This window comes from Klebsiella sp. R445, assembly GCF_051131755.1.
GTDB classification, from domain to species: Bacteria; Pseudomonadota; Gammaproteobacteria; order Enterobacterales; family Enterobacteriaceae; genus Klebsiella; species Klebsiella lignicola.
Genome location: NZ_CP180446.1, coordinates 1255052 through 1281085, shown reverse-complemented (window position 1 = coordinate 1281085; position 26034 = coordinate 1255052). Strand labels below are relative to the sequence as shown.

Genomic DNA, 26034 nt, shown 5'->3' with positions numbered 1-26034 from the left:
TGCGGACAAAAAAACACTAGCATTTTAAGTGTGACATTTTATAATTAAAATTTGCTAATTTTAATTAGCACGTTTCAGTAATCCTATTTATTACAAGCTAAACATAGGCTCTATACATGAATCAAGATGAATACAATATAAAATTTGGAATTAACGGGAAAGACTCAAATATTCTCAGGGACGCATTTGGTCAGGTATCTGATATTAGAAAGTTTGAGATTGAGCTCTACTGGAAAAGAGCTACTTACTTCTGGGCATTAATAGCTGTAGCATTTGCTGGATACTTTTCTATTTTATCATCCGAAAATATGCCAAGTAAATTCTTCCTGTCATTTGTGGTTTCTTGCATTGGTTTTGTATTTACTTTTGCATGGTTTCTATCAAGTAGAGGAAGTAAATATTGGCAAGAGAATTGGGAGAATCACCTTGATTTGTTAGAAGACGGAATAACTGGGCCATTATATAAAACCTTACTTGAGAGACCCGACTACGAAAACCTCGTAGATAAATTTATTACTGGCCCAATGAGTGTATCTGTTTCAAAAATTAATCAGTGGGTCTGTTTTTTTATAGCTGTAATTTGGTTGCTATTAGCAGCCTTCTCATCTTACAACTCTTTTAATATTATTGGTGTTATTTTTAATGAATCGTTAAAAATATCAGGATATATTTTTAGCTTTTTTTTTAGCTTTACTTTCTTGTGTTATGATGTTTACTTTCGGGAAAACACATAAAAAGCCACACTCTCCGAAAGCAGTGCAACGGGAAACAAGAATTGAATAGCTAGTATTGGCTAATAATAGTTTATTAATATGGAAAGTAAACTGGGTGCCTAATCTTTAACCAGCAAGTAAATACCGCAAAATACGATAAATGCAACTTACCACGTAAACGGCTTTCACTGATTTTCATTATGATTGAAAAATTTCTTTCATGTGATATGTTGATACATAATGGTTTCTCAGAATTACGAGATTCAAAACCTTGGCAAAATAATATGGATAAGACAAACATGGAACTACCTTTAGCAAACTTCATCCCAACTTTAAATGAATATGTACATGTTAACCTCAGTAGTTCTGACTCAGAAATAAAATTAAAGGTTGATGACTTTTCCGATTTCCCTGGCTCAGATGATATTCAGAGTGAATATGAAAAAAGTAAATCCAGTAAAAGGTATTCCCTGTTAAACAGCTTCAATAAACGAATTGATGATATAATCATCCTTAACAGATATGCTTTAAAACACTACAATTTTAATGCCGATAAAGTATCCCCTTTACTCAAAGACTATGATGAGCAGCATAATGGAATGTTTAGTCAGATCTATAATGAACACGACGAAGAGAAAATTGATTTTGCTCGAATAGGTTTCCCGAACTTCAATTTGGCTTGTGAAATTTTATCAGCTAGGAAAATTGCTAATGAAGGTTTGATTATTCATTTATGGGCAACGATTGAACAATTTGTTAAACGAGCTATGATGATCATTGGTGGGAAAGATGAAGATATGCCTTTCAAATGGCCAGAACTTAAAAAATTATCTTTAAGTAATGGGATAAATTTAGAAAAAATACCTTCATACTCTATGATTGATGAAATTAGAGTTGTTAACAATAAGATAAAACATCTTTATGTTGTAGATGCTCAGTTTAGTAAATACCCTGGTTTTGAGAAATATGCAGGTAAGAAAATGAGTGTTATCGATTACAAGACGCATGACTATGCTTTAGCAACATATCATTTTATGAACAGACTGATTATGGGTATGGGGCCCTTTATAAGTTATGCTCCTGATAGAAATAATGATTAGTATTTAAAACATAGAAGCTCAAAAATAGTGTATATTGTACGTAAAGTGCTAGTTCTAGAAAGCGGGTGTAATATCCGCTTTTCGCTCATCAAAGACCTTCAGTACATCAGGCCCCCTGCCCAGAAACAGTCTCTGGCCTGTGTTAATCAGTGCATGGTAGGGAACTTTTAGATGACAAAGTTGTGCTTTCAATTATCATATTGCGGTTGGTATATAAATTAGGGGGGCTTATGGAATTCGATGACATCTTGCTGTCCCGAATAGGAACTGGCGTCACTATTCTCTGTGCTATTGGTTCGATTGTGGGATGGTGGTACTCGCGCCGGGCCGCCACAGAAGCGCAAACGGCTGTGCAACAAATCCATCATCAACGACATGTTAGGCTAGCAGGCACTGTTCAGACATCATTGAATAGCGCAATAAAATTGCTTCGAACGGTTGGCCCAGGCTGCAATGCAGAAAAAATCGTTGGCATAACAATGGAACCTATCATTGATGAAACTGAACAGTTCCTTGAGCAGTTCCAGACAACTTTCTCCGGTTCAGCCCTTGCTGAAAAAATTAATGTGCCTGTTGATGTATTTACAGCAGAAATCAGAACACATATTTCAGCTTTATCAGATGCTATTACGCCTGGAGAAAAACTCAGAGAAAGTCGCATAATTTATACAAAATTGTCATCCCTTCAACCAGAAATATGCCGTGTGGCCGATGATTTCACATACAATCCTAAAGGTGACTGAATATGCAGATCAGAGACAGTGAAAAACTTATTCTTCTTATGCTATGTGATTTGTACGACAAGAATAGTGTTGAAGGCGATATAGATCACGACTTTATCCGGGAAGCTATTTTTGATCAACAAACTTGGGCTATTCCTTGGAAATTTTCAGGTATACCATTTAAAGATCAGGAAACACCTCCAGAGGTCAAGTATGTATTGGATATACTGCAAATGTGGAGCATTATCGAATACAGCTACTCTGAGCTAAGTGAAGAGGAAAAAACCATACTTCAGCGCGATGCTGCACCTTTTGGTGACGATCCGCGTTTCAGAGGTTTTGATGGAAATAATGAATCCGAACTGCTAGTCGCTGCGGAATTTATCATCAATAAACTGGATCGTTTTCAAGAGTTCAAAGGGCGATATTTAAACTCCCACGCCCCAAGCGTGGATGGGTACGACAGAATGCTTAAAGTATTTAATAAGGCTTTTGAAAGCAATATGGGACGACCACTGTCACTTGAACAACTTACTGTAATTCTGTCAGAGATCAGACATCCCAGTAACAGATAAATTTTACATCTGACGCAGCCATACACGATGGCTGAATGGAAAAGTTAACACCAACGGTTCTGGTACCAGTCCAAAGGCGGCGTTTGCTAACGCCGCCAACGTCGTTTTTAAGACTTGTTCTACTGTTTAAGCGGAATAATATCATCGAACTAAGCCAGAAACGGTGAATTTATACGGTGCATTACTCCACTGAACCCCCATAACTTTTGTAGAAATCCTTTTAGATCCCCCTATTTAAGCTTATTTGTGTTCAAAAGTAACTTCCGCTCCTCGCTCACAGCGGACCTTCAACTCGATAGCTTGTCCGCTCCGTGCAAGAAACAGAAATTCACGGCTTTACTCAAGCAATCATAATTCCTACCTTTTAGCCCGCAATCATGACAAGTCCACTTAAAACTCATATCAGTCAGTATTTGAGCACTGGCGAAAGCAGACCTTAACCCGCCTCCCCAAAGTACGCGGGTTGACGATATGCCGTAAAGAGGTATAACGATGTAGGCATAGCAGGAGTACTCATAGCGAGCACTCTGACCTTTGTGGTTTCGTGGTCTTTTTTTTGTGATGTGACGTTCGAAAACCGCCCTACTTTTCCAAGTAGTACATTAAAGGATTTCAGATATGGAAATTATATATACTTTCAGCTTCAAGGAGTTAATCGCCTTTGCTGTGCCGATAATCATCACTGCCTTATTTTTCAAAAGAAGAAGGAAACGAAAAAGCATAAGAGTTAACTGCTCATTTTTATTTATTGTTTTATCTGTCGGGTCTGCACTCGAAATTTGGGGTAATATCTACGAAACGTTCTCTTACAGGAACAATCATCTATATAACAATGACAAGTTCACCACGGTGTTCAATTACGATCTTCCTAAAATCGTATTTTTTTCCATTATCATAGTGGCGTCCATTACGCTTTTCATCCAGGAAGTTCGTATCAGGAAAACTCTTCTGTGAAATTAAATATTTGTACTTATCAGCAAGGCGGGCCAACAAACTGCCTCAGCCCCGGGATAAAACATTCTCCTGCAGTAACGGTCAGATCAAGGACGTTACAGTCAAATAGACCCAGAGCTGGCAAGAAAAGCCTCGGAATAAGGATAATGTGTTATGAGGCTGATTTGCCCTGAGTTGAATCGCTACGACTTAGCTAGTCATCTGGCCGCGGTCAACTTCTGCTCCTCACTCATTGCGGACGTCATGTATTTCTTCGTACCTGGATCTGACTTTGCCAAGTCCGTACCGTCTCAATGCTTTAAAGAACAACCCAGTCGCAAGCATGACAACGTTTTTCTGTCACCAGGCTCCCCCTTAATGCGATTAACACAACGCCTTTGAGAAACAAACTGCCTCTTCTCTGCCCACGTACGGACCATAATTCTCAATACGGACATAGCCATTTTTCTCGTAAAACTGTACCGCCCGCAGGTTGATATGCCGGGTTTCCAGCCTCAGCTCGCGATATCCCATTTCTGTGGCGGCGGCTTCGAGGTAAGTGAGCAAGGCGTTCCCCACGCCCGGCACACTTCGGTCGGAAAACATTCTTTTCACCTCGGCTATATTTTGCGCGAATGGCCGGATAGCGCCGCATCCTATCGCATCGCCATGCGCATTCTTTGCCAGTATCCATAACGCGTTATCATCATTCATGGCATCAATGGTGAAATGACTTTTGCCGTTATCACCCGTAATCATGGCCAGTTCTGCTGATAGCATTTCAATTAATCGATGGGATTCGGAAGAAAGGGGATCTGATTTTTCTACAGTTATCATAGTTATATCCTACAAAAGGTGATGAACGGCATAAGTAGCCCTGCGGTTTCACCAGCAGTCCCTGCAGCTGATCCAGGGCTGTCGGGTTGCGTCGCCATTTGTGCGATAGGGCGCAGAGACAAGCGCGTTGTTTCAACCTGCAAGCTGACCTCCTGTGTGGTCTGCCCGACGATGAATGATGAGTTAAGCACACTTTCGTTGTGTCGTCGTCGGTGAGCGCATTGCGCTCGGGAAGCACGCCATGCGGGAACCTCAGCGGCTTTCCGTTATGCTAGCCAGCACGCCTTCAATCACACTGATAATGCTCCTGACTCTCTGGGGAATGAAGCGGGCGTCGGGATAGACCGCGTAGAGGAAACGATCGGGTAGCCGGTAGGCGGGAAGAACCGGAACCAACCTGCCGGCCTGCAACGCCCTGGCGGCGAGAGGCCGCTGCATGCCGCCGATACCGATGCCGGACTCAATCGCCTGTAGCAGCGCATCGCTGGTGTTGGCCCGAAACACGGTATTCACCTTCACTTCGAGGATTTCATCGCCCGACACTAACCGCAGCGGCGCCTCCTGCGCGATGCCGCTGAAGCGCACGTGTGGATGTACCGCCAGTTCGCTGACCGAATGAAGCGGTTTAAAACCGGGGGCGGCATAAAGCGGGGTTTCAATCCTTGCCAGCGCCCGTGCCGCATGCGTTTGCGGAGGCTCATGGCTGAGCCGCAGCGCGACATCAACCCCTTCGGTGACCAGATCGGCGATGCGGTCATCCAGTGAAAGCGTCAGGTGTAAGTTCGGGTGCATCTGCTGCAGCGTCAGTAGGTGCGGCAGCACGATCTGGCCGAGGCCGCTGGGGAGCTGCAGGTGCACCGTGCCTTGCCATTGTGGGTCGGCAGGGTTCAGGCGTCTTTCTGCTTCCCGCATGGCGTCCAGTAGCAAGGTCATATCGCGGCGATAGATTTCCCCTTGCGCCGTCAGCGCCATCGCCCGCGTGGTTCGGTGCAGCAGGACCACGCCCAGCTCCTCCTCAAGCGCGGCGATTTGCTGACTGACGGCAGACTGCTTGATACCACTCTGGCGGGCGGCGGCAGAGAAGGAGCCCGCTTCGGCAACGCGTAAGAAAGTGGCAATGGCGTTGAGCTTATTATTCATTTAATGATTCTGCTTATAAGTGCCATTAGTTTCATGGGATATGTGTAGAAAAAATAATAGATCACACTGTGTCTGTCACCTTTTATGGAGAGTCACCATGAATAAGATGCTGCCACAAAACGTCGCGCTGGTTGCCGGTGCCAGCGGAATTGTCGGACGACAGTTGGTCACCACGCTGCTGCGCAATCAGTGGCAGGTTATCGGCCTGAGCCGCCATGTATCCTCCCATCCCGATAATATTCCGTTGGTTAACGTCGATTTGCTGGATGCCCAGCACAGCGCGCAGATGCTGCAACCACTGAAGAATGTCAGCCATATTTTTTACAGCGCCTGGCTGAACGCCGCCAACTGGACCGAAATGGTGGAACCGAACGTCACTATGCTGCGCAATCTGGTCAGCAATATAGAACAAACCTCGCCGCTGCAGACGGTAAGCTTAATGCAGGGTTACAAAGTCTATGGCGCCCATCTGGGGCCGTTCAAAACGCCGGCGCGTGAAAGCGATCCCGGCGTCCCCGGTGCGGAATTTAACGCCGCTCAGCTCAGCTGGCTCAGCGAGTTTCAGCGGGGAAAAACCTGGCACTGGAATGCCATCAGGCCGGGTGTTGTCGGCAGCGCGGTACCGGGCAATACCATGAATCTCGCGCTGAGCATTGCCCTGTACGCCTCGCTGTGTAAAGCGCGGGGGCTACCGCTGCGCTTTCCCGGCGCGGAACACACCTGGCACAGCATTGTTGATTATACGGATGGTGGGTTGCTGGCCGAGGCGACGCTGTGGGCGGCTACCGCGCACAGCGCTGAGAATCAGGCCTTTAACGTCAATAACGGCGATCTGTGGCGCTGGAGCGAGCTGTGGCCGCTCATCGCCCGCTGGTTTGAGCTTGAGTGTGCGCCGCCGGTCAGGCTGTCATTTCAGCAGTTGTTTCGCGACTACCGGGCAGAATGGCGCGAGCTTGCCGGGGAAGGGGGGCTGGTGGAAGCGGATATCCTGCGGTTGAGCGACGGGACCTTTGCTGATTTTGTCTTTGGCTGGCATTACGACATGTTCGGCGACGGCAGCAAGCTGCGTCGGGCGGGCTTCACCCGAATGCAGGCCACCGACGAGATGTTCTTTGAGCTGTTTGCGCAACTGAGGGCCGCGCGGGTTATTCCTTGATGGCGGGTGCCGGCGTGGCCCGGGATTTACTCCCCAATGAGCTCATCATAAAGCGTACGCAGGCGAGTGCGCAGGTAGAGCACGGCCTTGTGTTTACGCGACAGCAGCGCCTGAACGCTAACGCCGGTTTCCTCCGCCAGCGCTTTAAAGCTGTAGCCTTCAAGCTCGGTTTTCTCGAACACCTCGCGTTGGGCTGCGGGCAGTTCCGATAGCGCCTGATCCAGTTCTGCCCAAATCATTTCGCTCAGCCGGGCCTCTTCCGGCGACTGCGGGACCCCAAACAGGGTCTCCGCCAGTTCGTCTTCGGGAAACGACTCATCGTCTTCGCCATCGGTAAACCAGGTCGACAGCGGGAGTTCACGTTTTTTCCGCGACCGGTCGGTCATCTCATTGCGCGCGGCGCGGAACAGCCAGGCGGCTACGTTCTCCACCGGCTGTTCCACTTTCATCAGCTGATATGTGACTTCCTGCAGGATATCGTCCGCATCATCGCGCACCGCCGTCCGGCCGCGAATAAACGCCGATAACTTAGCTCTGCAGGCGACAAGGGCCGTGACCAGCGGGGAGTTTTTCGCTTTTTCAGCGCTCATACCGCTTACTCGGTGCCCGCGGGTTTCTGCTGATTTGTCTCGTCCGGTTGCGGCTGGGCGGTGGGTTTAGCGTCCTGAGACTCGCGCTGGTCGTCCCGTGGGCACTGTCCGTCGCGATGACGGGCGAAGCCGTGCCAGCGGTGCTCATGATGACAGCCGCCGGCGCGACGATGCTGCATAAACTGCTCGCGCTGCTCCGGAGTCATCTGCATCCAGCGTTCATGCATCCGCCGACGGGCACCAAACATTCCCGGGCGCATGCCCAGCCCGCCAAATAAGATCCGGCACAGCACCAGCAGACCCAGCGCCTGCCAGAAACCAATACTCTTTACGCCAATCAGCGCGGGAAGCACCGAGTTCCACAGGGACATCACCAGTAGCCCCAGCGCCACCACCAGCACCACGCCAATCACGATCGGCTTCGCCATACTGCGCCCGCCAAACCCGCGACCGTGTCCCCAACCCTGTCTACGCATATCAAAATCTCTCATGGTTTTCACTCCTCAGTGAATCACTAAAAAATAGCTTCTGCTGAGGTAGACGAATGAGGCGCGGAAATATTGTCGGGAAAAATAATTTTTTTAACGATGCTGTCTGGGAGAGCAGCCCATCACGCGTTTAAAGGCTTTACCAAAAGCGCTTTCAGACTCGTAGCCCAGCGCGTTGGCAATCTGCGTGAGCGAATCTTTGGTATTTTTCAGGCGATCGCAGGCCAGCAACATCCGCCAGTGGGTAAGGTATTCCATCGGCGCACTGCCCACTTTATCTTTGAAGTGCCGGGCAAAGGTTGAGCGCGACATACCGACCTTTTCGGCAAGCATTTGCAGCGTCCAGGGATGGCTCGGATCGTTGTGCATACAGCTGATGGCGGTGCTCAATGACTTGTCCGCCAGCACAAAAAGCCAGCCGACTTTGTCGCTGTTTTCATCATAAAGATGTAAACGCAGCGCCTGTATCAACATGGTGTACGCCATCTGCTGGACGATCAACGCGCTACCGGGCTGCGGGTTAAGCACCTCTGTCGCCATGTGCTCCAGCGACCAGCGCATCGCCGCTTTATCGGCGTCTTTTTTAATATGCACAATCGGCGGCAGCGCCCCCAGCAGCATGCTGGCATGATGGCCGCCAAGAACAAAATGGCCGCCAACGATAAAACACCCGTCCTGCCCGCCGCCATCAGCCGGGTTACCCAGCCGCTTTTCCGCGACAATAGTGGCAAAGTTGACAGGCTCAACCGCCAGGCTGGTGGCGAGGGTAAAAGCAGGGCCAGGAGGCAAAAGATAGCAATCACCGGCGGTGAGCAGCACATTGTCAGCGACGCCCTCGACGGACAGCCAGCACTGACCGGACACCACGGTATAGCACTTGATTCCCTCATGATACGGCCAGGCAATGGCCATGTTTTGGGTCAGCGCCAGCCCGCCTGAAGCGTAGCTCTGGGGTTTGAGCAACGATAAGAGTTCTGAGAGCGGGTCCATACTACCTCGAGACGATCGGACGATTAATAGCGACTTTCAAGCATAGATCGTATTAACGCCGGGCCCTATAGTCGTTGTCAATCGGCGCGAAGCCTTCACTGATCTGAGGTGTTTACCTATGCGTATTTTTCTTACCGGCGCGACCGGATTTATTGGCGCAAACATTGCCCGTGAGCTTATGGCGGCAGGGCATCAGGTGCTGGGTTTAACAAGAAGCGCGGAAGGGGCTAAACGGCTGGTGGCCGCCGGTGCCGAGGCGCATTTTGGCAACATAGACGATCTGGCGAGCCTGCAGCGTGGAGCCAGTCTGGCAGATGCTGTGATTCATACTGCCTTTAATCATGATTTTTCTACCTTTGTCGCCAACTGCGAAAATGACCAACGGGTGATCGAGGCCATGGGCGCGGCGCTGGCAGGCACGCAGAAGCCGTTGATTATCACCTCCGGCGTTGCGATGGGCTCCACCGGCCATCATGCCGTGGCGACAGAAGCGTTCTTTAATCCAGAAAATCCTAACCCACGCCGGGCCTCAGAGCTGGCGGGACTTGCCGTTGCCCAACGTGGCGTCAGCGTCTCGGTGGTGCGCCTGCCGCAGGTTCATGACACAAAGAAACAAGGCTTAATCACGCCGCTGATCGAACTGGCCCGCCAGAAGGGGGTTTCCGGGTATGTGGAGGACGGGCAAAACCGCTGGTCAGCGGTGTCCGTAAGCGATGTGGCGCAGGTCTATTTGCGCGCGCTGGAGAACAATATCCCCAACGCCCGTTATCACGCGGTGGCAGAAGAAGGGATCCCAATGCGCACCATCGCGGAAGTGATTGGCTATATTCTGAATGTGCCCGTTAAGCGTATCGCCGCTCAGGACGCCAGTGCGCATTTTGGCTGGATGAGTATGCTGATCGAACATGATATGTCGGCCTCCAGCACCCTGACCAGAGAACGCCTGGGATGGCAGCCGGTTGGCCCTGGGTTGGTTGAAGACCTGTTAAAGAGTCGTACGGTAAGTGAGAGTTAGAAAGTACAATCGCAACCCCTTGCTTTCATTGTTGGGAATGGGTTGCCAGCAGATCATCAGCCAGGTGTAGATCCGTTCACATCCAGACACATCATTGCCTGTCTACAGGTCACACTCCGGGCTCCCGAACGGGGCATTTAACGCCCCGGCATGGCATAATAACCCATACTGTACGGTGTAGTTATGTTTAAGCATCGCTTTAAAACCAGCTAAGGGTTCAACATGAAGGTACTGACGCAGGCGCGTCGCCAGGGGATCGTGGCCGCCGCCGCGGAGGTGTTTACGGAGATAGGCTACGAACGTGCTTCCATGGATGAAGTGGCCAGACGTGCCGGTGGCTCCAAGGCCACGCTCTATAAATACTTCGCTTCAAAAGAGGCGTTATTTGAAACGGTCGTGCGCAACTGCAGCGCCCGCTTTCTTACCGAAGCGGCAAACGGGCTCGCTCAACCGGAAAACCAGCACTTATCTCTGGAACAGAAACTCATCCGCTTTGGTCAAGATATGCTGCGGGTAGTGACGTGCGATAATCAGGCCCTGCAAATCTATCGCGTCGTGCTGGGCGAAGCCGCGCATTCCGATATCGGTCAGCTGTTTCTGGAATCCGGCATCCGCCAAAGCATGGAGGCGCTGGCTCAGGAAATGAAAGCGGCAATGGAACGAGGTGAACTGGCGCCATCGGACCCGATGCTGCGCGCTATTCAGTTTACTTCACTGATTAAAGCGGAAAGCGAGATCCTGTTTTTCATGCGTCAGATGCCTGATTTCACGCAGGAAAAAGTCAATGATATGGTCATGAATGGCGTGCGGATGTTTCTTGATGGCGCCGTTAAAAAGCCGGAGTGACCGGCATATGCCGACCGGGTTCACGGCCGCGAACCCGGTTTACACCATCTAGCCCCGGCGACACGCGGCGCTGCCGGTCGCCATCCACTGGGCTGCGGTCTCTGCGGTCTGGGCTGCCAGGCGCTCAACCACGTGTTGCCAGGCGGCAAACATCTGGGCCGGATTGCCGGAGACGCTTTGCGAAAGGTGGCTTCGGCACACCAGCCGGCGATTTTCATTCCCTTGCGATGTCGATAAGCTCCAGTCAGCATCCAGACTGACGGCTTTGCCGGGCCAGCTGTCAAAACGGCGAATCTGCAACAGCACCCGCACCACCGGTTTGCTGTCATCGCGCGCGATCCCTGCCACATCCTCGGTGTTGAGCTGCTGCGTCATCGCGAGGGACAGCACCGTCTGTAGCTCATCGCCCAACGGACTTAACCAGCGATCGTTGTCCAGAATCACCATGCGACTGTCGCTCTGGCGGACCACCACTTGTTGGCTATCCAACTGGGCCGGAACCCCGACGGGCAGCAGCGCAATCACAAACCCTGGCGGGTCGACGACCCGGGAAACGGGGTCAGGGCTGACCAGGGTGTGGTAACGCACCTGGGGAGATGAACAGCCAGCCAGCGCACATGCGGCGCCGATGATCAGACACAAAACCGTTCTCATGGCTGCACTCCTGCTTTACGTGAACGGGGATCCTCCAGCGCCGCGTCTGCTGCGCGGCCTTGCAATAACGACTCCGGGCGACGGTCCAGCTGGTTTGTCAGGCTGCGTAACGCCCGTAGCGTTCGCGTGGTTTCCTGTAAGGACTGCAACAGGTTAATCATCAGGGGGGAATCTTCCGCCAGCAGGTTGTGCACGTCTTGCGTCGTTCGCTGCGTTTGTTGCATCAGGTGGTTGGCGGCTGGCAGAGACTGGCTGTTCACCATGCGCAACGTTTTATTCAGTTCTAGCAGCGTGTTGTTCATGTTATTTCCGATCTGATCCAGCGGCATTTTGTTGATTTTTCTGGCGATATCGGTGAGCTGATCCTGCAGGATGGTCAGTCCGCCATTGACGGTAGGCAGTTCAACCGGGCGCTTTGTGGCGTCAAATTTCACTTTCGGCGCATCCGGTATGAAATCAAGTGAGATATAAAGTTGCCCCGTCAGCAGACTGCTGGAGGTGGCCTGCGCCCGCAGCCCATGCGCGATCATTTCGCGGGTGAAAATGACCGTATTGAGGTCGGTGTCGCCCGTTGGTTCGGGGAGTTTCTCGAGCACGCGGCCCATCCGCGAAGGATAGACCTCAATATCCACGATGGTCGGAAAGCGGTATCCCTCGGGGTTATAGTCGAGCTCAACGGAGGCGACACGTCCGATCCGCACGCTGGAAAACTCAACCGGGGCGCCCACGTTCAGGCCATGCAAGGTGTGTTCAAAACGCAGCTGAAAACGCACCGGCGGCCCGTCAGCAGGCGCCATCGCGGTTTGTTCATCCGCTGCCAGTTTGTAACGGGTCTGCTTGTGAAGCACGCCCTGGGTGGGGTTCTCCGGGCTGGAAAAGGCGATGCCCCCGGCCATAATGGCGGCAACGGTCTGGGTTTTAAGCTGGAAACCATCGCTGCCGACCGACAGATCCACTCCGCTGGCATTCCAGAATCGCGAATCCGCGGTGACCAGGCGGTCATAGGGGGCATCAATAAAAACGTTGAGATCGATCCCTTTGCCGTCTTTACGCAGCTGGTAAGAGGTAATCCGCCCGACAGGAATGCGGCGATAGTAGACCGGCGCGTTAATATCCAGCGAGCCAAGGTCGTCGGCTTCCAGCATAAACTGGCTGCCGGCCATGTCGTTGACGATAGCCGGCGGCGTTTCCATACCGGTGAACCGGTATCTGTTCTCCTCGGATTTCCCCCGGTCCGCGCCGATGTAAGCCCCGGACAACAGGGTATCAATGCCGCTCACGCCGCTTATTCCGACCCGTGGCCTCACCACCCAGAATCGGGTGTCGGCGCGCGCCAGATTCTGCGCGTTTCGGGCAAGAGTGACCCGCACCAGTACCTGGCTGTTATCGGGGCTGAGGGCTATCTCCTTAACTATCCCGACGGTGACATCTTTATATTTCACCGCGGTTTTACCGGCTTCGAGGCCGGCGGCGCTACGAAAGGCAATCACCACTTCAGGCCCGATGGTTAAGCGCGCCTGGATAACCATCGACATCGCGACAACAAACGCGATAACGGGGAGCAACCAGATCAGGGCATTGCGCCAGCGCCCGTAATAAAAAAGAGGAGTACCTGAAACAGGACGCTTCATTGCTTGTCTTCCCATAGCGTTTTTGGTTCAAAACTCAGCGCACACAGCATGGTCAGGACGACCACCAGGGCGAAAAACAGGATCCCGATACGAGGTTCGGCTTCACTCAGCGGACGAAACCGTAGCAGGCAACACACCACGGCAACGACAACCACGTCCAGCATTGACCAGCAACCAATCCACTCGGTCAGCCGGTAAAGCCGGGTCCGTTCACATCTGGCCCAGCAACTCTGGCGGGACGCGGAGATCAGCAGGACCCCTAATGACAAAAATTTCAGACACGGCACCATGACGCTGGCAATAAAGATGATCGCCGCGATACCCCATGACCCGCTGTGCCAGAAGGCCACAATTCCGGAAAGGATGGTGCTTTCGCTGCCATGGCCGAGCAGAGTGGTGTACATCACCGGCAAAATATTGGCGGGCAGATACAGGATCACAGAGGTTAACAGCAGCGCCCAGCTCAGGTGTCGGCGTCCAGACCGGCGGTGGGGCAGCGTCGTCTGACAGCGAGGACATTTTCGGTCATCGCCGGACGCCGTGTCGTCAGCACACACCAGCCCACAGAGCGTGCAGCGACACAGTTGCATCTGGCGGGCAAAAGGAGCCTTATTGGTCATAGTTTTGCTCCTCGTACGACAGCAGATCCCACAGCGGATGCAGATCGTGACTGTTGATGAAGACCACCAGCATACAGGAGAGGGCCAGCGCCCAACCGCCAGGACCTATGGAGACGTCCAGCAGTGACGACAGCTTGATCCCGGCAATCAGAAATCCCAGCATGCCAACTTCCACCATGCTCCAGGGATGCAGCCATTTGAGCACCCGCATGGTGCCGATAAACGCCGGTGCCGGGCGGGCGAAATGGGCAAAGCTCAGCAGCCATGCCATTAGAATTACCTGTAAGAAGGGCGCGATCAGCAGCAGAAAAACGCTACCGATAGCCATTACGGGATAACTGTCACCGGCAGTCAGTGCCCAGGCCACATTCCACAACGTGGCATCGTTCACCATCCCGTGAAACCCGACCGAGAGCACCGGAAAAAGCGCGGCGATCGCTAAAGCCACGGCCGCCGTTATCATCAGCGGCAGCAGATGGCCAGGCACATGCCGGCGATCACGCCAGAGCACGGCGTGACAACGCTGGCAGAGGGCAATTTCGCCCGATACGCAGGGCAATGTCTGGTAGACGCTATCGCAATGCGGGCAGATAGTCAGATGCGGGAATGTCTTCATAGCACCGGGTCGCCAGGAGATGACTGATAGGGAAAATGACAGCCGGTATCGCTTGAGCGTTTCCGGCTGCACCTGCTGTCTGTGAGGCTACCTGAGCAACTCCGCCAGCTCTTCCGCCCCTTTTTCAATACCTACTTCAGCGGCGCTCAGCGAGCCGATGCTGGCAGAGACGTTCATGGCATTCGGATACTGCCGGGCGACGTACGCTTTCAATAGATCGTGGCTGTTGGCGTCATAAATTTCGACGGCATAATCCACCGAACCGCTCATCAGTCCCTGGCCTCCGCGTATCGATTGCACGATGTTATAAGGCCCGCCCGCCAGATCGAATTTAGTAAAGGTACCCACCACCTGAGGTGTGGTATCCGCGCCCGTCAGGGTCAGCTTCAGCCGCAGGGTGTTCGCAGCAGGGGCGGAGACCTCTTTAAAGCGAGGGCTTAATACTTTGCTGAACTGCTCCTGCATGTGGTTGGCGAGCAGCTGGCGATCGGCCTGCGCCATATCATCAAACTGTCCATCGTGGCCCTGATAAATTTTTACCGGGTCAATAATAATGCTGTCGTACTTGCGCCAGTCGACGAGAGGTGAATAACGATAGGGCATGCGATCGGCATTATCATCGCTATTCGCGGTCAGCTTTGACGACGAATCGATGCCGCTATAACGCACCGGTTCTTTTCCAGCACACCCCACCAACAGCAGGGGAACAGCGATAGCCGCCAGCCCACCGATTAGCCTTAACGTCTTCATGTGCAGATCCTTTCGTTGTGGTTAAGGGCCGCGCGTACCGGCAAGCCCGCAATAGACACCATGATGTTCACTGTTATGTGAACTGTACGGTTTAGTTTTGATCGCATGCATAAGCGTGTCAACTTAATTGTTTGCTGAAACTATTCCGTCTGGAATGAACATGGAGGGGAAGGGGCTCTGCTCTGAATGGCGGGGCGAATCATCACGCAGACGCTAGTCGCCTGCCGTCGCTGCACATTGTGAATGTTGATTAACCAGCATCGTTAAGAAACAGCCGCCCCTTAATTTTTCTTATTAAGGGGCGGCGCAGGTGTTAACCGGCATGTTTATTGATTGACGGCGATAATATTGTGCTCTGGGCCATAGGGGAAATGGGTGATGTTCTCTGCAGTTGATTCGTTAACAACCAGGATATCGTGTTCACGATAACCGCCGTGTCCCGGCATGCTCTCTGGCAGCATGATCATCGGCTCCATTGAGACAACCATTCCCGGTGCTAAAACGGTTTCAATATCCTCGCGTAATTCTAAACCGGCTTCGCGACCATAATAGTGGCTCAGTACGCCGAAGGAGTGGCCGTAGCCAAAAGTCCGATACTGCAGCAGGTCGTGCTCGCGATAAATTTCATTGAGCGAAGCGGCGATATCGCAACAACGTGCGCCAGGGCGGATGAGAGCTTGCCCACGGCGGTGCACCTCACAGTTGATCTCCCAGTGACGCAACTGCTCGTCGCTGGGCTCACCGAGGAACAGTGTTCGTTCCAGCGCGGTATAATAGCCGGCAATCATCGGAAAACAGTTCAGCGATAAAATATCCCCTTGCTTCAGACGGCGGGTGGTCACCGGATGGTGGGCGCCGTCGGTATTCAGGCCAGACTGAAACCACGTCCAGGTATCGCGCAATTCAACATGCGGCAGGCGTTTCGCAATTTCCCGGGTCATTGCCGAGGTGGCCGCAAGGGCAACTTCATACTCCGGAACATCCTCGCCAATCGCCTCGACGCATGCCGCGCCGCCAAGGTCGGCGACCTGAGCACCAATTTTAATCAGCGCGATCTCTTCGGCGGACTTAATCATGCGCATACGCATCGTCGCCGGGGCAATATCAATAAACTGCTCCTGGGATAAGTAATGGCAGAATTTAGCACGCTGTTCGATCGTCACATGATCGCCTTCCAGAGCAATCCGCTGGCTATCATCAGGAATCACTTTACGCACTGCCCGGTAGTAATTATCACGCTGCCAGTCTGTGTAAACGATATTTGCACCGTAGCTACGGCGCCATCCCTGACCTCCGTCGATATTGGTAGTAATTAAAAATGACTGGCTCGGCGTCACCACCAGAGCATACTGGCGACCAAAACTACAATATAAAAAGTCGCCGTAATAATTAATATTATGGATCGAGGTTAAAATAACAGCATCAATACTGTCTGCTTCCATGATGGCGCGTAATCCCGACAGCCGGCGCTGCATTTCATGGGTGCTGAACGTTCCTTTAACTTTTTGTCCATTCGCTATTTCAATAATGTCTGGCATGCTCATAATAAACTCCGTCGTTGATAATGGCGTGTTGCCATCATCTGGAAAACGATATCTCGCGACAAACGGAGATTATTAATTTGCGGTCATTAGCCGGCCTTATGCAGCGTATATTCACCGAGAATTTGCGTTCGTTCTGCAATATGATGCGCGGTTTCCTCTGTCAGCCAGTTAATCAACGCCTGAACGCGTGGCCGTTTCTCATTATTACGCGGGCAGGTTAACCACACCTGTCCGTCTTCGACGATATCGGTAAAAGGGCGTATCAGTGCGCCATTGCGCACTTCCGTCGCACACAAAGAGTGACGACTTAAGGCTATCCCTTGTCCGGCACAGGCGGCCTGGAGCACGAGGTCGGCACGGGAAAAGCCGGTTCCAGCCTCGACATTCAGGTCATACAGCCCGAGGCGAGCAAAATAAGAGCGCCAATGGGTGCTATAGGCATTTTGCGGCATGGAATCATGCAGTAAGCGTAAGCCGCAGAGTTCGTTGTAACTTTGCAGAGGCCGGGTTTTCATCAACTCCGGGCTGATTACGGGATAGATAACATCATTGAACAGATGTCGTTGAATTAAATTTTTATCGTCCACCCAAAATGGGGTAATGGCGATATCGACCACGTCAGATTTAAAATTGGCGGGCGTCATATCGGCATCAATTTCCAGGCTAATAGGGTACTGCTCATAAAACTGATGCAGTCGGGGAAGCAGCCATTTGGTGGCAAAGGACGGCATCACCCGAATCTTTATGGTGCCCTCAAGGGTTTCTTCACCGGTTTGGTGCAGCGTGGTTTCGAGGATGGCGAAGGCCTGACGCACCCCGATAAACAGCTGTTCACCCTGCGGGGTTAAGCGTAGCCCGGCGGGAGTCCGATGAAAGACCAGGTAGCCAAGTTGCTGTTCAAGTGATTGAATTTTCTGACTTACGGCACTCTGAGTAAGAAAAAGATCCTGCGCGGCACGGGTAAAGCTGAGATTACGCGCCGCGGCATCAAAGTAGCGCAAACCGTCGAGGGACGGTAAACCTGGTTTACGTTGCATCATCGGTTACCCTGTTGCTAAATAACCTGCAATAAGCACTATTCATGCCAAAGGCACCATTAGCGGTGCTAATAGTTATCAGTTAGAAACCACCGTTTGTCGCCGCTCAGCGAATGAATAAATATTATCAGCGTCATTTAAATTCGCGGAGAAACCTCATGAAAAATAAACTGTGGCTGTTACTGTCAATGTCTGTATTACAACTTTCGCCATTATTGATATCCACGGCTCAGGCTGATTTACTGGATGATATTAAGCAAAAAAAAGAAATAGTGATTGCCACCGAAGCGCGCTATGCCCCTTTTGAAATGCTTGAGGATGGTAAAATCGTCGGTCTGGGAAAAGATATTCTCACGGAAGTCATGAAAGGATTTCCCGGGGTGAGAGTGGTTCAGTTGGATATTCCATTTCAGGGAATTCTCCCCGGTCTGGAAAGCAAACGATTCGACTTTGTGGCAACCTCTTTAACCATTACCCGCGATCGTGAAGCAAAATTCGCCTTTACCGCTCCTTTTTCTGACGCCAGCGTGGCCATTCTGAAACGCAAAGGGGATAGCCGCATTAATAGCGCCAAAGATCTGCAGGGCATGATTGTTGCCAGTCAGGCCGGAGCGCCGCAAATCGCTGTGCTAAAGGAGTATGAAGCATCGGTACTTAAACCCACCACCGGTCACGGCGTTAAAGAAATTAAAGCCTTTATTGATTATAACGAAGCCTATGCGGCATTAGCGGCGCACCGTGTTGATGCGGTTGTGCAATCACTGCCGAATCTCGCACCGTTGGTGAAGACCCGTGGTGATACGTTTGAAATTGTACGCCCGCCGTTTGGCCCGGCCACCTGGTATGCATGGGCCGGAAGAAAAGACGCGGATAGCGCCTCACTGGTCAAATTTATCAGCGACGGTATTGTTCAGTTGAATAAATCGGGAAAACTGGCACAGCTACAAACGAAGTGGCTGGGTTTTTCGATGGCCGTTCCTGAACAAGTACCGACCCCGGCTAACTAATTTGATGGATACTGGAGGGCAATATGTTTGATATTTCAGTGGTGTTTCCCTATTTCCCTCAACTATTAATCGGCGTGCTCAGTACTTTGGCTGTATCGCTGAGCGCGATTGTCATAGGATTGATCCTCGGTTGGTTAATTTGCCTGGGGTTAAACTCTCCGCGGCGTTTTGTGCGCTGTTTTTGCAAAACCTATGTCAGTTTTTACCGTGGCACACCGTTGCTGGTCCAGTTGATATTAATATTTTATGCTTTGCCGGCCGTGGGGATCACCCTTTCGCCATGGCTGGCGGCGGTTGTGGCCCTCTCATTAAATACCGCCGCCTTCCAAGGGGAAATTCTTCGGGCCGGTTTTAAAATGTTGCCCAAAGGTCAACTGGAGGCGGCACGAGATTTTGGTTTCTCAGCGACGCAAACCCTGTTTTATATTCAGATGCCGCAGGTTTTGCGCACCATGATGCCGGCATTGATTAATGAAACCATCGATATCATTAAAAATTCGGCATTAGTTTCGGTGGTGGCGGTCCATGAGTTGATGAGAGTTACCCAAACGCTGGCCTCAACCACCTATCGGCCGCTGGAGTTTTATACGGCATGCGGGCTCCTTTATTTCCTGACCTCGTGGGGGCTGAGTATCGTTGGCGCCAGGTTAGAGAAAAGTCGCTCATCTTCGGCCCAAAGGGTATTAGCACAATGAATCTTGAGATACTTTTTACCTATAAAGATGCCATCGCCGCCGGTATTTTAATGACCTTAAAAATGAGTCTCGGCGGTATCCTGCTGGGACTGGCGATCGGTCTCTGTTTGTTTCTCCTCGAAAGACAGAAACCAGCGTTATTCAATGTGATATATCACACGTGGGTTAATGTTTTTCGCGGCACGCCGTTACTGGTACAACTCTTTCTGGTCTTTTATGGTGGCCCCTATATTGGTATTAACCTCGAAGCCCAACAGGTCGGCGTACTGTGCCTGGGAGGGTATGGTTCCGCCTATTTTGCCGAAATATTCCGCGCGGGTCGCAATGCTGTCTCTGATGGGCAAGTTGAAGCGGCGGCAGACCTTGGTTTAAGTTCATGGAAAATATTTACTTTCATTGTCTGGCCGCAAATGCTCGCGCGTATTATCCAGCCGTTGATTGGCCAGAGCATCATTCTGGTGAAAGAGTCGTCGGTGCTATCGATTATTACGGTCGGTGAACTCACCAATACCGCCATGACCATAGCCAACCAGACCTATGCGATGGTTGAAATCTACTCCTTAATGGCCATTGTCTATTGGGGGATCGCGATCGGTATTTCCCGTCTGGGTAATAAAATAGAGCGCCATTATTCTTATTCTCAATTAAGCCGAGGTTAATATTATGCGTGATTATGCTATTGAGATTAATAGCCTCAATAAACACTATGGCGAAAACCACGTTTTACGTGGCATCGATGTCAGCATTACTTCCGGAGAAGTTATTTGCGTCATTGGCGGCTCAGGGTCGGGTAAATCCACGTTGTTACGCTGCATAAACTTTTTAGAGGATTATAGCTCCGGCGGGATTGTGGTTAATGGCGAATGCGTCGGCTATGAACCACTCGGCGGCGAGAAACGCCGGCGATTAAGCGACAGAGAAAACCGTCAGGCTTTACGCGACGTCTGTATGGTCTTTCAGCAGTTTAATCTGTGGCCGCATATGACGGTACTCGATAACGTCGCCACACCGCTACGGCGGGTTAAAAAGGTCTCCCGTGAAGCAGCCTACGCCGAGGCGAAAACGCAGCTGGCGCGGGTTGGTCTGGCAGACAAAGCCGATAGCTGGCCTGCGATGTTATCCGGTGGTCAGCAGCAGCGTGTTGCCATCGCCCGGGCATTGACCATGAAACCCGGCATTATGCTGTTCGATGAACCGACTTCAGCGCTTGACCCGGAACTGGTCGGGGAGGTGCTAAAAGTCATCCGCAACCTTGCTAATGATGGTATGACCATGATGATTGTGACCCATGAGATGGGGTTTGCCGCTAAAGTCTCCGATCGGGTGCTGTTTCTTGCCGATGGCTGTATTGAAGAGCAGGGGCCGCCGGCGCAACTGTTTCATCAGCCGAGAAGCCCACGGCTGCAATACTTTTTATCCTCATGGAGTGAACGCCAGTCGGGGGCGACACTGCCTGAAACGGCGCTGCGGGCGTCAGCATGAAGCAGGGAATTGCTTTTGGCGCGCTGGCGGGTGCCTGCTGGGGATTCATCTTCCTGCCACCGATGTTGTTACCCGAGGTCTCACCGCTGCTGTTAACCTGCGGGCGTTTTGCAACCTATGGCGTCCTGGCGGCAATTTTACTGATTCCACAATGGCGCAGCATTACCCGCGTCTGGCATCATCGCGATCTGCTGACGCTGATCCGTCTTTCACTGCTGAGCAATGTGCTTTATTTTCTGCTAGTCGCGGCGGCCGTGCAGCAGATCGGCATCGCCGCAACCTCGTTAGTGATTGGCTTAATACCGGTGATGGTTCCGTTGCTTGGTCACAGAGACCAGCATGCGCCGCCGTTCAGGCAATTAGTGTTGCCGATGGCAGCGATCGTCGGCGGAGTGGTGCTGATTAATCTGCATGCGCAGCAGTCGTCCGCGTACCCAACTGCGGGGGGAAAACAGCCGATGCTGGGGATGCTTTGCGCCTTCGCCGCATTGCTGTGCTGGAGCCGTTACGCTGTCGATAACTCCCGCACTCTGAAAACGCTCCCTTACAACAGCAATCAGTGGTCGCTGTTGATTGGCTTGTGTACGGGAGGTATCTCGCTACTGCTGTGGCTCATTGCCAGTCTCTGTGGGTTTTCCGCCGTGGATTTATCGTTACCAGAGGATGCGCAAACGCTGTTTTGGGCAATGAACGTGGTGCTGGCCGTGGTCTCTTCGTGGCTGGGATATCTGGCCTGGAATCTCTGTTCCCGGCGCCTTCCGGTATCGTTGACGGGGCAGATGGTGGTCTTTGAAACCCTTTTCGCGCTGTTATACGGCTTCATCTATCTCCGGCGTTTTCCGGATCTGCTGGAAAGTGCCGCCATTCTGCTGTTACTGGGCGGGGTCCTGGCCGCGGTGCATTGCCATCAACACCACAATCGCCTCCAGGCGACGGTATAAACTCGCAGGCAGCTGTGCTGGTGGCATCCTGACCGTCGAGGGGAAATGACGATGGCTCATGCAGCATTCATGCATGGCCAGGTCCGGTCACAAATATGGCACGGAAAGCTTATTTTACGCCTCATGTGCGCAGTAGATAGCTTCAAAATAATGACCATGTTTGTTATATTGTTGCTTATTGATTATTCACCTCTGCGGTGCCAAAAAGAACAAGATTCACCGCGACCCAGGAAGACAACATGTTAGATTACCGCTTCCCGACAGCTTTGCAGATGGTTCTTAGCGTAGCGATGGCGGAGGAGATGGGTGAACGTTCGACGAGTTCGATTCTGGCCTACGGCCTGGAAGCCAACCCGAGCTTAATCCGCAAACTCATGGTACCGCTGACCCGTGACGGAATTATTGTCTCCACGCTGGGGCGCAACGGTTCCATCCATCTTGGCCGCCCGGCAGAAAGCATCACCCTGCGTGATATCTACATCTCGGTTATCGAAGATAAAAAACTGTGGGCATCCCGGCCCGATGTGCCGGCACGTTGCGTGGTGAGCGCCAACGCCTGCTGGTATTTCAAATCCATTGCCGATGAAGCCGAGCAGGCCTCGCTGGATGTGCTGGCCCGTCATACCGTGGCCAGCGCGCTGGCAAAAGTCAAAAAGGGCGATACCAGCGGATGCGTCGCGGTGCCGGAACTGGATACCCGCGATAAAAAAGCCCGCTAGCGTGACTTTAGCCTAAAAAAAACCGCCTTCAGCGCATGTCTGAAGGCGGTTTTTTATTGCCTGCGGGGGTTAACCCGGCAAAATCCCGGCATCGGGTTTTCTACGCGCGACAAGCTTACGCAGCGCGACGTAAAACACCGGGGTCAGGAACAGACCAAACAACGTCACGCCAAGCATCCCGGAGAACACCGTGATCCCGGTCACGCCGCGCACTTCGGCTCCGGCGCCGTGGCCGAGGATCAGCGGGATGGTCCCGGCAATAAAGGCGATAGAGGTCATCACAATCGGGCGCAAACGCAGGCGACAAGCTTCCAGCGCCGACTCCATAATGCCTTTCCCCTGGATTTCCAGCTCACGCGCAAACTCAACGATCAGAATCGCGTTTTTACAGGCCAGCCCCATCAACACCACCAGCCCGACCTGCACGAAGACGTTATTATCGCCCCCGGTTAGCCACACGCCAAACAGGGCAGAGAGCAGGGTCATCGGCACGATGAGGATCACCGCCAGCGGCAGGGTCCAGCTCTCATACAGCGCCGCCAGCACCAGGAAGGCCAGCAGTACCGCCACCGGGAAGACAATCAGCGCGGTATTCCCCTGAGTTGCCTGCTGGAAGCTCAGGTCGGTCCATTCAATATTCATCCCGTTTGGCAGCAGTTGTTTCGACATCTCGGCCACCTGCGTCATCGCCTGGGCCGAGGAGAGCACGCGGGGATCGGCATCACCAATCAGATCCGCCGCCGGATAGCCGTTATAGCGGATCACCGGGTCCGGCCCGTAGGTGGTGCTGATATTGACCATGCTGCCAATCGGCACCATTTCGCCCTGGCTATTGCGCGTGCGCAGATTCGCAATATCTTCCACGCTGTCGCGGAACGGCCCGTCGGCCTGCGCCATCACGCGCCAGGTGCGGCCAAACTGGTTAAAGTCGTTCACATAGGACGATCCCAGATAGGTTTGCAGCGTGCCGAACAGATCGGTCAGCGACACCCCCTGGGCTTTGGCCTTATCACGATCGACCTGCACCTCCAGCTGCGGCACGTTGGCCTGATAGGTCGAGATCGGGAAGTGCATTCCCGGGGTCTGCATGATTGCCCCGGACAGAGTATTCACCGCCGTTTGCAGGGTGCCGTAGCCTAAGCCACCGCGGTCCTGAATATACAGCGAGTAGCCGGAACCCTGGCCTAACCCGAGAATCGGCGGCGGCAGGATCGAGAAGCCGAAGCCCTGCTGGATCTGCGCGATTTTGGCGTTGATCTCGGCGTTAATTTCCGCGGCCGTATGCTTGCGCTGATCGAACGGTTTCAGGCCAAAAAATACCGTGCCGGTGTTCGGGGTGTTGGTGAACTGCAGCGCGTTCAGCCCGGGAAACGCCACCGCGTAATCCACGCCTTCGGTATTCATCCCGATTTCGCTCATCTGGCGGATCACCGCATCGGTGCGCGACAGCGACGAGCCTTCCGGCATTTTGACACCGCCGATCAGGTACAGCTTATCCTGGGTCGGAATAAAACCACCGGGGACGGCTTTAAACATCACGCCGGCGGCGCACAGCAATAGCACATACACGACAAACACCGCGCCACGACGTCCCAAAGTTTTACCCACCAGCGCCTGGTAGCCGTGCGAACTGCGCAGGAAGAAGCGGTTGAACGGGCGGAACAGCCAGCCGAGCAGACGGTCGATCAGCCGGGTAGGGAGGTCCTTCGGCGCCCCGTGCGGTTTCAGCAGCAGGGCGGCCAGCGCCGGGGAGAGCGTCAGCGAGTTGATGGCAGAGATCACCGTCGAAATGGCGATGGTCACCGCAAACTGCTTATAGAACTGCCCGGTAACGCCGGAGAGAAACGCCATCGGCACGAACACCGCGCACAGCACCAGCGCGATGGCGATAATCGGCCCGGAGACCTCACGCATCGCCTGGTGCGCCGCCTGCAGCGGGGCCAGCCCCTCTTCGATATTACGCTCGACGTTTTCCACTACCACAATCGCATCGTCCACCACGATCCCAATGGCGAGGACCAGGCCAAACAGGCTCAGGGTATTCAGCGAGAAGCCAAGCAGATAGAGCACGCTGAACGTCCCGACCACCGACACCGGTACCGCAATCAGCGGGATGATCGAGGCGCGCCAGGTCTGCAGGAATAAGATAACCACCAGCACCACCAGCACCACCGCTTCGAGCAGGGTTTGCACCACCGCGCGAATCGAGTCGCGGACAAATACCGTCGGGTCATACGGAGCGGCCCATTTCATATCTTCCGGGAAGCGCGTGGACAGCTCGTCCATTTTGGCGCGTACCGCATTAGACAAGTCGATGGCGTTGGCCCCCGGCGACTGGAAGATACCGATCCCGACCGCGTCTTTATTATTCAGTTGGGAGCGCAGGGCGTAGCTGCCCGATCCCATTTCGATGCGCGCGACATCGCGCAGACGCACCAGCGAACCGTCCTGGGCCGTTTTAAGAATGATATTGCCGAACTCTTCTTCGGTATGCAGACGGCCCTGGGCATTAATCGAGATCAGGAAATCGCTCTCTTTCGGCAACGGCTCGGCGCCCAACTGTCCGGCGGATACCTGGACGTTTTGCTCCTGCATCGCGGTGACCACGTCCGAGGCGGTCAGCCCGCGCGCCGCCACTTTATTGGGATCTAACCACACGCGCATGGCGTATTCGCCGGAGCCGAAAATCTGGATTTGTCCGACGCCAGGCAGGCGCGCCAGCTCATCTTTCACTTTCAGCGTGGCGTAGTTGCGCATATACAGCGAGTCGTACTTGCCGTTTGGCGAGAACAGATGGACCACCAGGGTCAGCGTCGGCGACTGTTTCTGGGTGGTGATCCCCAGACGGCGCACGTCTTCCGGCAGGCGCGCTTCGGCCTGCGATACCCGGTTCTGCACCTGAACCTGCGCCTGGTCAGGGTCGGTACCCGGACGGAAGGTGACGGTGGTGACCAGCACGCCATCGGAGCCGGCGACGGATTTCATGTACATCATGTTTTCGACGCCGTTGATTGCCTCTTCCAGCGGCGTTGCCACGGTTTCGGCGATCACTTTCGGGTTGGCGCCGGGGTACTCGGCGCGCACCTGCACGCTCGGCGGCACGACGTCAGGGTATTCACTGACCGGCAGCAGTGGAATAGAAATGAGCCCGGTAATAAAAATCAAAATCGACAGCACCGCGGCGAAAATCGGCCTGTCGATAAAAAAGCGGGAAAAGTCCATGCGTTGGATTC

26 protein-coding genes are annotated in these 26034 nt (G+C 52.7%); 13 read left to right on the top strand and 13 right to left on the bottom strand.

All coding sequences use genetic code 11. The features are described from left to right. Nucleotides 1–116 precede the first annotated feature (116 nt). The 4 genes from ACMYSN_RS06070 (at nt 117) to ACMYSN_RS06055 (ending at nt 3110) form a co-directional block, all read left to right on the top strand. Nucleotides 117–734: a RipA family octameric membrane protein gene (locus ACMYSN_RS06070; protein ID WP_462497390.1), complete on the top strand. Its 618-nt coding sequence runs from the start codon at nt 117–119 to the stop codon at nt 732–734. A 179-nt stretch (nt 735–913) separates the two neighbouring features. Next, nucleotides 914–1813 (top strand): hypothetical protein, encoded by a 900-nt coding sequence (locus ACMYSN_RS06065; protein ID WP_462497389.1) that lies wholly within the window; start codon nt 914–916, stop codon nt 1811–1813. A gap of 230 nt (nt 1814–2043) precedes the next feature. Continuing rightward, nucleotides 2044–2556, top strand: a complete 513-nt coding sequence (locus tag ACMYSN_RS06060; protein WP_462497388.1) for a hypothetical protein — start codon at nt 2044–2046, stop codon at nt 2554–2556. 2 nt (nt 2557–2558) lie between these two features. Beyond that, a complete protein-coding gene (locus ACMYSN_RS06055) occupies nt 2559–3110 on the top strand; it encodes a YfbU family protein (protein WP_462497387.1) in 552 nt (183 codons plus the stop codon). Nucleotides 3111–4427: 1317 nt separating this feature from the next. On the opposite strand, the gene ACMYSN_RS06050 is transcribed toward ACMYSN_RS06055, so the two are convergent. After that, on the bottom strand, nt 4428–4880 hold the full coding sequence (locus ACMYSN_RS06050) for a GNAT family N-acetyltransferase (RefSeq protein WP_462497386.1): 453 nt from the start codon (nt 4878–4880) through the stop codon (nt 4428–4430). A 252-nt stretch (nt 4881–5132) separates the two neighbouring features. Further along, a complete protein-coding gene (locus ACMYSN_RS06045; RefSeq protein ID WP_462497385.1) occupies nt 5133–6020 on the bottom strand; it encodes a LysR family transcriptional regulator in 888 nt (295 codons plus the stop codon). 97 nt (nt 6021–6117) lie between these two features. On the opposite strand from ACMYSN_RS06045, the gene ACMYSN_RS06040 reads away from it, so the two are divergent. Beyond that, nucleotides 6118–7176 (top strand): SDR family oxidoreductase, encoded by a 1059-nt coding sequence (locus ACMYSN_RS06040; RefSeq protein ID WP_462497384.1) that lies wholly within the window; start codon nt 6118–6120, stop codon nt 7174–7176. A 26-nt stretch (nt 7177–7202) separates the two neighbouring features. On the opposite strand, the gene ACMYSN_RS06035 is transcribed toward ACMYSN_RS06040, so the two are convergent. The 3 genes from ACMYSN_RS06035 to ACMYSN_RS06025 form a co-directional block, all read right to left on the bottom strand. Next, nucleotides 7203–7766 carry an RNA polymerase sigma factor gene (locus ACMYSN_RS06035; protein ID WP_462497383.1) on the bottom strand — a complete coding sequence of 188 codons (564 nt, stop codon included), beginning with the start codon at nt 7764–7766 and terminating at the stop codon, nt 7203–7205. 5 nt (nt 7767–7771) lie between these two features. Further along, nucleotides 7772–8257 (bottom strand): hypothetical protein, encoded by a 486-nt coding sequence (locus ACMYSN_RS06030; RefSeq protein WP_462497382.1) that lies wholly within the window; start codon nt 8255–8257, stop codon nt 7772–7774. 90 nt (nt 8258–8347) lie between these two features. Beyond that, nucleotides 8348–9244 (bottom strand): AraC family transcriptional regulator, encoded by an 897-nt coding sequence (locus ACMYSN_RS06025; RefSeq protein WP_462497381.1) that lies wholly within the window; start codon nt 9242–9244, stop codon nt 8348–8350. Nucleotides 9245–9362: 118 nt separating this feature from the next. Here ACMYSN_RS06025 and ACMYSN_RS06020 point away from each other — a divergent pair, with 118 nt between their 5' ends. Together ACMYSN_RS06020 and ACMYSN_RS06015 are read left to right on the top strand one after the other, a co-directional pair. After that, nucleotides 9363–10259 (top strand): SDR family oxidoreductase, encoded by an 897-nt coding sequence (locus ACMYSN_RS06020; protein ID WP_462497380.1) that lies wholly within the window; start codon nt 9363–9365, stop codon nt 10257–10259. Nucleotides 10260–10481: 222 nt separating this feature from the next. Next, nucleotides 10482–11105: a TetR/AcrR family transcriptional regulator gene (locus ACMYSN_RS06015; protein ID WP_462497379.1), complete on the top strand. Its 624-nt coding sequence runs from the start codon at nt 10482–10484 to the stop codon at nt 11103–11105. 48 nt (nt 11106–11153) lie between these two features. Here the strand turns inward: ACMYSN_RS06015 and ACMYSN_RS06010 are convergent, their stop codons facing one another. From ACMYSN_RS06010 to ACMYSN_RS05980, 7 genes are all read right to left on the bottom strand, one after another. Beyond that, nucleotides 11154–11759 carry a PqiC family protein gene (locus tag ACMYSN_RS06010; RefSeq protein WP_462497378.1) on the bottom strand — a complete coding sequence of 202 codons (606 nt, stop codon included), beginning with the start codon at nt 11757–11759 and terminating at the stop codon, nt 11154–11156. After that, nucleotides 11756–13390 (bottom strand): PqiB family protein, encoded by a 1635-nt coding sequence (locus ACMYSN_RS06005; protein WP_462497377.1) that lies wholly within the window; start codon nt 13388–13390, stop codon nt 11756–11758. The genes ACMYSN_RS06010 and ACMYSN_RS06005 overlap by 4 nt, the downstream gene beginning before the upstream one ends. Further along, nucleotides 13387–14010: a paraquat-inducible protein A gene (locus ACMYSN_RS06000; protein ID WP_462497376.1), complete on the bottom strand. Its 624-nt coding sequence runs from the start codon at nt 14008–14010 to the stop codon at nt 13387–13389. Before ACMYSN_RS06000 ends, ACMYSN_RS06005 begins: the two co-directional genes overlap by 4 nt. Further along, nucleotides 14000–14626 carry a paraquat-inducible protein A gene (locus tag ACMYSN_RS05995; protein WP_462497375.1) on the bottom strand — a complete coding sequence of 209 codons (627 nt, stop codon included), beginning with the start codon at nt 14624–14626 and terminating at the stop codon, nt 14000–14002. The genes ACMYSN_RS06000 and ACMYSN_RS05995 overlap by 11 nt, the downstream gene beginning before the upstream one ends. Nucleotides 14627–14713: 87 nt before the next feature. Then, entirely contained in the window at nt 14714–15376 is a 663-nt protein-coding gene (locus ACMYSN_RS05990) for a DUF3313 domain-containing protein (RefSeq protein WP_462497374.1), read from the bottom strand. 326 nt (nt 15377–15702) lie between these two features. Next, the gene (locus ACMYSN_RS05985; RefSeq protein WP_462497373.1) at nt 15703–16920 is read right to left on the bottom strand and encodes a M24 family metallopeptidase; all 1218 of its coding nucleotides are present in this window, start codon (nt 16918–16920) and stop codon (nt 15703–15705) included. 86 nt (nt 16921–17006) lie between these two features. Further along, nucleotides 17007–17960 carry a LysR family transcriptional regulator gene (locus tag ACMYSN_RS05980; RefSeq protein WP_462497372.1) on the bottom strand — a complete coding sequence of 318 codons (954 nt, stop codon included), beginning with the start codon at nt 17958–17960 and terminating at the stop codon, nt 17007–17009. A 155-nt stretch (nt 17961–18115) separates the two neighbouring features. Here ACMYSN_RS05980 and ACMYSN_RS05975 point away from each other — a divergent pair, with 155 nt between their 5' ends. The 6 genes from ACMYSN_RS05975 (at nt 18116) to ACMYSN_RS05950 (ending at nt 22801) form a co-directional block, all read left to right on the top strand. Then, entirely contained in the window at nt 18116–18964 is an 849-nt protein-coding gene (locus tag ACMYSN_RS05975; RefSeq protein WP_462497371.1) for a type 2 periplasmic-binding domain-containing protein, read from the top strand. A 23-nt stretch (nt 18965–18987) separates the two neighbouring features. Next, on the top strand, nt 18988–19659 hold the full coding sequence (locus ACMYSN_RS05970; protein ID WP_462497370.1) for an amino acid ABC transporter permease: 672 nt from the start codon (nt 18988–18990) through the stop codon (nt 19657–19659). Further along, nucleotides 19656–20318: an amino acid ABC transporter permease gene (locus ACMYSN_RS05965; RefSeq protein ID WP_462497369.1), complete on the top strand. Its 663-nt coding sequence runs from the start codon at nt 19656–19658 to the stop codon at nt 20316–20318. Before ACMYSN_RS05970 ends, ACMYSN_RS05965 begins: the two co-directional genes overlap by 4 nt. A gap of 4 nt (nt 20319–20322) precedes the next feature. Next, nucleotides 20323–21141 carry an amino acid ABC transporter ATP-binding protein gene (locus ACMYSN_RS05960; RefSeq protein ID WP_462497368.1) on the top strand — a complete coding sequence of 273 codons (819 nt, stop codon included), beginning with the start codon at nt 20323–20325 and terminating at the stop codon, nt 21139–21141. Next, nucleotides 21138–22082, top strand: coding sequence for a DMT family transporter (locus ACMYSN_RS05955; RefSeq protein WP_462497367.1), 945 nt, complete (start codon nt 21138–21140; stop codon nt 22080–22082). The genes ACMYSN_RS05960 and ACMYSN_RS05955 overlap by 4 nt, the downstream gene beginning before the upstream one ends. A gap of 239 nt (nt 22083–22321) precedes the next feature. Further along, the gene (locus ACMYSN_RS05950) at nt 22322–22801 is read left to right on the top strand and encodes an RrF2 family transcriptional regulator (protein ID WP_123753688.1); all 480 of its coding nucleotides are present in this window, start codon (nt 22322–22324) and stop codon (nt 22799–22801) included. Nucleotides 22802–22870: 69 nt separating this feature from the next. Here ACMYSN_RS05950 and oqxB read toward each other — a convergent pair whose 3' ends face one another. Next, nucleotides 22871–26023: an efflux RND transporter permease subunit gene (oqxB, locus tag ACMYSN_RS05945; protein ID WP_462497366.1), complete on the bottom strand. Its 3153-nt coding sequence runs from the start codon at nt 26021–26023 to the stop codon at nt 22871–22873. Between the last annotated feature and the right edge of the window lie 11 nt (nt 26024–26034).